This window comes from Streptomyces sp. NH27 (assembly GCF_056859195.1).
In genome coordinates this window covers 1-7,613 of sequence record NZ_JACEGK010000385.1, presented here as the reverse complement: position 1 = coordinate 7,613, position 7,613 = coordinate 1, and the positions used below count along the sequence as shown (strand labels likewise).

Sequence of the window (7,613 nt, the reverse complement as noted above, 5' to 3'; positions counted from 1 at the left end):
CCCCTCTGCGGTCCCGCTCGCACGGAGTGAGAATGGAGGCGGAGGGGAGATCCGCTACGCCGATCGAGGTGGTCCCGTGGACCAGGCAGCAATCAGCGTCTCCGGCCTCAGCAAGCAGTTCGGTTCCGTGACGGCGCTCGACTCGGTGGACTTCGACGTCGAGCCCGGCACGGTCTTCGGTCTGCTGGGGCCCAACGGAGCGGGCAAGAGCACCGCGATCCGCATCCTGACCACGATCGTGCGCCCCACCAGCGGGCGCGCCGAGGTGCTGGGGCACGACGTCGTACGCGAAGCCGTCACCGTACGGAACCTGATCGGGCTGGCCGGGCAGTACGCGGCGGTGGACAAGAACCTCACCGGCCGGGAGAACCTGCGGCTGATCGGCCGCCTCACCCACGTACGGCGCTCCCGGATCAGGCAGCGCGCCGGCGAACTGCTGGAGCGCTTCGACCTGACGGCGGCCGGTGACCGCCCCGCCCGCACCTACTCCGGCGGTATGCGCCGACGCCTGGACGTCGCCGCCGCGCTGGTCCCCGACCCGCCGGTGCTCTTCCTCGACGAGCCGACCACCGGCCTCGACCCGCAGAGCCGTATCGCGCTGTGGGAGATGATCCGCCAGCTGGTGGCCGATGGCACGACGGTGCTGCTCACCACCCAGTACCTGGAGGAGGCGGACCAGCTCGCCGAACGGGTCGTCGTCATCGACCACGGCCGGGCCATCGCCGACGACACCCCCGAGCTGCTCAAGGCCAACCTGGGCAACACGGTCATCGAGCTCGACATGGGCGAGCCCGAGCGGGCCGTGCAGGCGGCCGACGTGCTGAGGGGCGGGCTCCCCGAGCCGCCCGACGCAGACGGTGTCCGGCTGCGGCTGGTCTCGCGCGAGGGGTCCCGGCCGCTGCTCGGTGTGCTGCGCGCGCTGGACGAGCACGACCTGGTGCCCGCCGCCGTCGCGGTCAGGGAACCCAGCCTCGACGACGTCTTCCTACAGCTCACCGGGCACCGCAGCGCGCCGGGCGCGACCGGCGCCGGCCCGCCGGCCAATGGCGGCAAGCCTCCCGATGGCGCCCCGCCGACCGGTGACGACCCACCGTCCGGTGGGGGCGCGTCGTCCGGTGGTGCTCCGCCGTCCGGTGGGGGCGCGTCGTCCGCGGGCGCGGCGTCATGACCGGGACCGCCGTCTTTCGCAGGCACGGGGAGCACGGAAGCGCGGACACCGGCGGCGCCCTGTCGCCTGAACCCTCCACCCGGCCCTGGTCGCGCCTGGTACGGACCGGCCAGGACGGCCTGGCCGTCGCCTGGCGGAACCTGATCGGGCTGCGCCGGGTGCCCCGGCTGCTGGTGTTCTCCACCATCCAGCCGCTGGTCTTCGTGCTGATGTTCCGCTACGTCTTCGGCGGAGTCGTCGCCCCGGCGTTGCACGGGGTGAGCTATGTCGACTTCCTGATCCCGGGCATCTTCGTGCAGACCGCCGTCTTCGGCGCCATGAACACCGCGATCGGCCTGGCCACCGACATGCAGACCGGGCTGATGGAGCGGTTCCGGTCGCTGCCGATGGCCAGATCGGCGGTGCTGGTCGGCCGGACCATGGCGGACCTGGTGCGGAACGTCTTCGTCGTGATGTTGATGACGGCGGTGGGCTTCGCCATCGGCTTCCGTATCCACGCCGGCGTGCCGGCATTCCTCTGCGGCATCCTGCTGGTCCTGGCCTTCGGCTTCGCGATGTCGTGGATCTTCGCGGTGGTCGGCATGGCCGTCGGCGACCCCGAGACCGCCCAGGCCGCGGCCTTCCCGGTACTGGCCCCGCTGGTCTTCGCCTCCGCGGCCTTCATCCCGGTCAACACCATGCCCGGCTGGCTCCAGGCGTTCGCGCAGCACCAGCCGGTGTCCCGCACCGCCGAGGCGGTCCGTGCCCTGGTGCTCGGCGGGCCGACCGTCAACGATGTCTGGCAGGCACTCGCCTGGGACGCGGGCATCGTCGCGGTCTTCGCACCGCTCGGCGTGTGGCTCTACCGCAGAGCGGTATGACGTTCGGCCGCGACCGACTCACTCGCCGCCTCGCCGCCCCGCTGCCGCCCTGCTGACCTGACCCGCGCCCGTACCCGTACTCAGAACGCCTGCGCCGCCGCGGCCCCGGCGTAGGACAGTCCCACGCCCATCCCCACGCTGATGATCAGATAGGCCGCCGCGGTGAGCAGCCTCCGTTTGGAGGTGAGCGTCAGCAGTTCGTAGGAGAACGTCGACCACGTGGACAGCGCGCCGCAGAAACCCGTGCCGAGCAGAAAGGTGCGTTCGGGGGTGAGGTGGGTGCCCATGCCGGTGCGCACCAGGTAGCCGAGCAGCAGTGACGCGGCGGCGTTGGCGGCGAAGGTCCCCAGCGGGAAGCCGCTGGACAGGCGGTGGTTCGCCTCGGCGCCCAGCAGGTAGCGGATCGGCGCCCCCGCGAGCGCGCCGGCCACCACGAGCAGCCAGTCGGTCACCGTCATCGCCCGCCACCTCCCGCGGCCCGCCCGCGGGCCAGGAGCGCGCGGGTGCCGAGCACCCCGACGGTCACCGCGGTCAGCGACGCCGCCGTCGTCAGCAGCAGGTCCGCCACCGCGTAGCCGGTCTGCCCCCGGTCGAAGAGCAGCCGCACGTTGTCGGTGTAGTGGGAGAACGACGTGAAGCCGCCGAGCACCCCGGTGCCGAGCAGCGGGCTGATCAGCCGGGGCGCGTTGGGGAAGCCGAACTTGACGGTCGCCATGAGGATGCCCATCAGGAAGCAGCCCGTCGTGTTGATCAGCAGGATCGTCCAGGGGAAGTCCGGCGGGCGGTAGTCCGGCCACATTCGCTCGGCGCCGAAGCGCGCGCACGCGCCCGCGGCCCCGCCGACCGCGACGGCCGCCACCACCGGCAACTGGGCTCCAGGATGGTGGTCCGGATGGTCGCGGCGTCTCATGGCGATCTTCTGTGGCATTCCGTCACATTGGCAGATTTTCCGGGCCGGCTTGTCGCATATTCGCTCCGGGCAACGTGCTTTTGCTCCGAGCGGGTAATTTTTCGCGGTCGTTCCAGGGCGGGCCGCATATTCGATGTCACGATGCTGCCACGATGTTTCGACGGCCCCCGGTCTCGGTCTTCTTCTGGGGCATTCAGCTGCTCACCGGTATTCCGATCAAGGCTGGGGTTTTCTCTTGCTCATCGCAGAACCGGATTTCCTCCGGAGGATCGAGAGAAAACAGCCGCACGGCTTCCTCGTGGCAAGCCTGCGCGGTGTGGGCCAGGTCGACCTCCAGCCCTGTATCTGGACCGGCGCGTTCATCCTGGCCGGGCTGTGGGCCGCGGGCTGGCGGATCGGGCTGTTCGCGACGATCGGCACGCTCGTATCGACTGCCGCCGCCTATGTCGCGGGGGTCGACCGGTCGAGCATCGGGCTCGGCCTGCAGGGCTACTCCGGCTGTCTCACCGGGATCGCCCTGGTCTCCTTGCTGGGCGCCCACCCGTCCACCTACGTGCTCGCCGTCGTCGGCGCGATCATGTGCACCGTCCTGATGGCAACGCTCACCACCCTGTTCAAGCCGTACGGCCTGACCGCGCTCACCGCACCGTTCTGCCTGGTCTCCGGGGTCGTGGTGGTCGCCGCGCCGTCCTTCAGCCGGGTCTGGCACGGCGCCCCTCCCGCGGGGTTCAGCACCACGGGAAGCAGGGCGCTGTCCTGGCACGACCTGTGGCACGCCTTGTTCACCAACGTGGCGCAGGTTTTCCTGGTGGACAAGTGGTACGTCGGACTCATCATGCTGGCCGGCCTGGCCTGCGCCGGAGTCCGCGTGCTGCTCTGGGCGGCGGCCGGCAGCGCCGTGGGGATCTTCGCGGCCTGGGCCCTGGGCGCTCCGGCGTCGTCGATCTCCAACGGCATCTACGGCTACAACGCCGTTCTCGTCGCGATTGCCATGGGCGCCGTCCTTCTCGCCGCCACGGTGTGGAACGGCGTGTACACCCTCATCGCCGCTGCGGTCACCACGGCTGTGACAGCGGCGCTGACGGCGTTTTTCAAGACGTTCAACGGCCATACCTTCACCTGGCCGTTCATCCTTACGACCTGGGCGTTCATGGCGGCCGTTCCGCTGTTGACGCGTTTTCGGCCGAGCGACTGACCGCCCGCGAACCCGCCTTTCCCTGCTGGACTTCCCGAGGAAGGTACCGACGTGAATCTCGCCCCCCGCGAGGTAGACAAACTTCTGGTGTACGTGGTGGCCGATCTGGCGAGGAAACGCCAGAGCCGCGGTCTCAAGCTGAACTACAGCGAGTCCGTCGCGCTCATCACCGAGGCGATTCTGGAGGCCGCCAGGGACGGCAAGAGTGTGGCCGACTGCATGGAACTCGGGCGGCACGTCGTCGGAGCGGACGACGCCATGCCGGGCGTGCGCGACATGCTCGGGCTGCTCCAGGTGGAGGCGTCCTTCGTGGACGGCACCAAGCTGGTGTCCTGCCACGATCCCATCGGCGGCTGACCGCGTGTCCGAGCGCTGCCGGGTGGTCGCCGTCCGCGGCCACGAGGCCGGTTCCGGGCAGGCGCTGTCCGAGTCGGTCGGGCCCGAGGTGCCCGTCGTCAGCAGCGGTCGGGACCTGTTCCGGTGTGTCACGCGGTTGCGGGGACAGGGCGAGCAGGTGTGCGTCGTCCCCATGTCGCTGGGCCGGAACCCGGACCTCGTCGCGGACACCGCCCGTACCCTGCGGGCGCTTCCCGAGGGCGAACGGCACGGCACGGTGCTCGCCGAGCCCTTCGGCACCACGCAGCACCTGGTGTCCTGGCTGCGGGCGGCGGCGGGCCGGATTCCCGTGGACAGCGCCCTGTTGCTCACCGCGCCGTCCGGGGACCCGTTCGACGACGCCGAGTTGTACCGGGTCGGCAGCCTGGTCGGCCGGCACGGCGGCCACCCGCTGGTCGAGGTCGCGTTCATCGGCGGCGAGCCCGATCCGGCCGAGGGCGTACGCCGTTGCGCGCGGCTCGGTGCCTCCGTCGTGACGCTGCTGCCCGCCGCGTTCGTATCGCCCGAGATCCCCGGCGACGCGGAGGTGCGGGTCCACCGGCACGGTCCGCTGCTCTCGCCGGCGGCGTTGGCCCGGGTGCTCGCCGAGCGCGTCGCCGACGCCCGCCGCCGATGGACCGAGCACGGTGACGACGGCGTCGCGGCCGCGCTGGGCTACGCCGCCGACCACGGCTACGCCCACACCCACGGCCCCGGCGGACACGACCACGACCACGGGCACGACCACGACCACGGGCACGGCCATGAACACGGCCACGGTCATGAACACGGCCACAGCCACGGCCTCGGGCACCCGCGGGAGCACGAGCACGAGCACGGTCACCCCCACGCGCACGCGCATCAGCACCCGCCGGCGCATCACCATCCGCCCGCCCCTGGTGCGGGCCAAGTCAACAGGAGTACGGCATGACGTTCCGTCAGAAGTACCTGTACGGCGAAGGTCCGATCGAGATCAACGCCGGCCGCCGCACGGTCAAGCTCTCTGTCAGCAACACCGGTGACCGGCCGGTCCAGGTCGGATCGCACTACCACTTCTTCGAGGCGAACTCGGCGCTCCTGTTCGACCGGCAACAGGCGCTCGGCATGCACCTCAACATCCCGGCCGGCACCGCCGTGCGCTTCGAACCCGGCGACACGAAGGAGGTCGAGCTGTGCGAGTACGCCGGCACCGGCCGGCTCGTCGGCTTCAGCGGGCTGCTCAACGGCAGCACCGCCTCGCACCCGGTCAGGGTCGAGGCGGTGCGCAAGGCGATCGAGCGCGGTTTCCAGGGTGCCCAGGAGCAGGCGGGCGCCGACTCCGGCACGGCCGGGACGAACACGAAGGCCACCAAGAAGTCCCAGCAGAAGAAGGGTTCGCACTGATGCCGATCCTGCCCCGCAAGCAGTACACCGACATGTTCGGTCCGACCGTCGGTGACCGCTTCTACCTGGCGGACACCAACCTCATCGTCGAGGTCGAGAAGGACTTCAGCGAAGGCCAGTACGGCGACGAGGTCCTCTACGGGGGTGGCAAGACCATGCGGGACGGCATGGCCTCCGACCCGCAGGCGACCTCCAACCAGGGTGCCCTGGACACCGTCATCACCAATGTCGTGGTCATCGACCCGATCGTCGGAGTCGTCAAGTGCGACATCGGCATCAAGGACGGGATGATCGCGGGCATCGGCAAGTCGGGCAACCCGCAGACGCAGAACAACGTCCACCCCGACCTGGTCATCGGGCCGGGCACCGAGGCCATCGCCGGCGAGCACCTCATCGCCACCGCGGGCGCCATCGACAGCCATGTGCACCTGGTCGCCCCGCAGCAGGCGGAACAGGCCCTCACCAACGGCATCACCACGCTGATCGGCGGTGGCACCGGCCCGTCCGACGGCACGAACGGCACCACCTGCACCCCCGGCCCGTACAACATCGCGCGGCTGCTGCAGTCGGTCGAGGGCCTGCCGGTGAACATCGGCATCATGGCCAAGGGCAACGGCAGCCTGCCGGAGGCGCTCGACGAGCAGATCGTCGCCGGCGCGTGCGTGCTGAAGGTGCACGAGGACTGGGGCGCCACCCCCGCGGTGATCGACAACGCGCTCAGCGTGGCCGACCGGTACGACGTGCAGGTGGCGATCCACACCGACAGCCTCAACGAGTCCGGCTTCTTCGAGGACACCCGCTCGGCGATCGACGGCCGCACCATCCACACCTTCCACAGCGAGGGCGCCGGCGGCGGTCACGCACCGGACATCATGCGGGTCGCGGGCGAGCCCAACATCCTGCCCTCCTCGACCAACCCGACGCTGCCGTACACCAAGAACTCCGTGGACGAACTGCTGGACATGGTGATGGTCTGCCACCACCTCAGCCGTGACATCCCCGAGGACGTCTCGTTCGCGGACAGCCGGGTGCGGGCCGAGACGATCTCCGCCGAGACCGTCCTGCAGGACCTCGGCGTGATCAGCATGTTCTCCTCCGACTCCCAGGCCATGGGCCGGGTCGGGGAGTCGGTCACCCGTGCCTTCCAGACCGCGCACCACTGCAAGGACAAGTTCGGCCCGCTCGACGGCGACTCCGAGCGCAACGACAACCAGCGGGTGCTGCGCTACCTCGCGAAGCTCACCATCAACCCGGCGATCGCCACCGGCATCTCGGACCACATCGGCTCGATCGAGAAGGGCAAGCTGGCCGACATCGTGCTCTGGCCGATCCACTCCTTCGGTGCCAAGCCGAAGATGGTGATCAAGGGCGGCATCATCTCCTGGGCCCAGATGGGCGACCCCAACGCCTCGCTGCCGACACCCCAACCGGTGATCTACCGGCCGATGTTCGGGCAGTACGGCAAGGCCCTGCAGTCCACGCACGTGACGTTCATGTCGCAGGCCGGCATCGCCGCCGGGGTCCCGGCGGAACTGGGGCTTCAGCGCAAGGTGCTGCCGGTCGGGCGTACCCGCACCATCGGCAAGCACAACATGGTGCGCAACAGCGAGCTGCCGGAGATCAAGATCGACCCCGAGACCTTCAAGGTCACCCTCAACGGCAAGGTCGCGACCATCGATCCGGCCGCCGAACTGCCCCTCAACCACCTGTTCTTCCTGGTCT

At 70.0% G+C, this 7,613-nt stretch carries 9 protein-coding genes; 7 read left to right on the top strand and 2 right to left on the bottom strand.

Going from position 1 to position 7,613, the window contains the following annotated elements; all coding sequences use genetic code 11:
- The first annotated feature begins 76 nt into the window (after positions 1-76).
- Together AC13HU_RS26615 and AC13HU_RS26610 are read left to right on the top strand one after the other, a co-directional pair.
- Positions 77-1,168 (top strand): ATP-binding cassette domain-containing protein, encoded by a 1,092-nt coding sequence (locus AC13HU_RS26615; RefSeq protein WP_483044495.1) that lies wholly within the window; start codon positions 77-79, stop codon positions 1,166-1,168.
- Positions 1,165-2,028, top strand: a complete 864-nt coding sequence (locus AC13HU_RS26610) for an ABC transporter permease (RefSeq protein ID WP_483044494.1) — start codon at positions 1,165-1,167, stop codon at positions 2,026-2,028. Before AC13HU_RS26615 ends, AC13HU_RS26610 begins: the two co-directional genes overlap by 4 nt.
- An 80-nt stretch (positions 2,029-2,108) precedes the next feature.
- Here the strand turns inward: AC13HU_RS26610 and AC13HU_RS26605 are convergent, their stop codons facing one another.
- Complete coding sequence (locus tag AC13HU_RS26605) at positions 2,109-2,480, bottom strand: fluoride efflux transporter FluC (RefSeq protein ID WP_483044496.1); 372 nt, start codon at positions 2,478-2,480, stop codon at positions 2,109-2,111.
- A 2-nt stretch (positions 2,481-2,482) separates the two neighbouring features.
- Positions 2,483-2,956, bottom strand: coding sequence for a fluoride efflux transporter FluC (locus AC13HU_RS26600; RefSeq protein WP_483044493.1), 474 nt, complete (start codon positions 2,954-2,956; stop codon positions 2,483-2,485).
- Positions 2,957-3,173: 217 nt separating this feature from the next.
- On the opposite strand from AC13HU_RS26600, the gene AC13HU_RS26595 reads away from it, so the two are divergent.
- The 5 genes from AC13HU_RS26595 to ureC all read left to right on the top strand — a co-directional run.
- Complete coding sequence (locus AC13HU_RS26595; RefSeq protein ID WP_483044492.1) at positions 3,174-4,133, top strand: urea transporter; 960 nt, start codon at positions 3,174-3,176, stop codon at positions 4,131-4,133.
- A 51-nt stretch (positions 4,134-4,184) separates the two neighbouring features.
- Positions 4,185-4,490, top strand: a complete 306-nt coding sequence (locus AC13HU_RS26590) for an urease subunit gamma (RefSeq protein ID WP_483044491.1) — start codon at positions 4,185-4,187, stop codon at positions 4,488-4,490.
- 4 nt (positions 4,491-4,494) lie between these two features.
- Positions 4,495-5,439: a sirohydrochlorin chelatase gene (locus tag AC13HU_RS26585; RefSeq protein WP_483044490.1), complete on the top strand. Its 945-nt coding sequence runs from the start codon at positions 4,495-4,497 to the stop codon at positions 5,437-5,439.
- A complete protein-coding gene (locus AC13HU_RS26580; RefSeq protein WP_483044489.1) occupies positions 5,436-5,891 on the top strand; it encodes an urease subunit beta in 456 nt (151 codons plus the stop codon). Before AC13HU_RS26585 ends, AC13HU_RS26580 begins: the two co-directional genes overlap by 4 nt.
- Positions 5,891-7,613 (top strand): urease subunit alpha (gene ureC / locus AC13HU_RS26575; RefSeq protein ID WP_483044488.1); only part of this gene is annotated, 1,723 nt, incomplete at its 3' end. The genes AC13HU_RS26580 and ureC, both read left to right, overlap by 1 nt.

What these genes read in the sequence shown, in the direction of transcription:
- AC13HU_RS26610 (WP_483044494.1), top strand. Translation starts at nt 1,165, where the DNA reads ATGACCGGGACCGCCGTCTTTCGCAGGCACGGGGAGCACGGAAGCGCG.
- AC13HU_RS26600 (WP_483044493.1), bottom strand. Translation starts at nt 2,956, where the DNA reads ATGCCACAGAAGATCGCCATGAGACGCCGCGACCATCCGGACCACCAT.
- AC13HU_RS26580 (WP_483044489.1), top strand. Translation starts at nt 5,436, where the DNA reads ATGACGTTCCGTCAGAAGTACCTGTACGGCGAAGGTCCGATCGAGATC.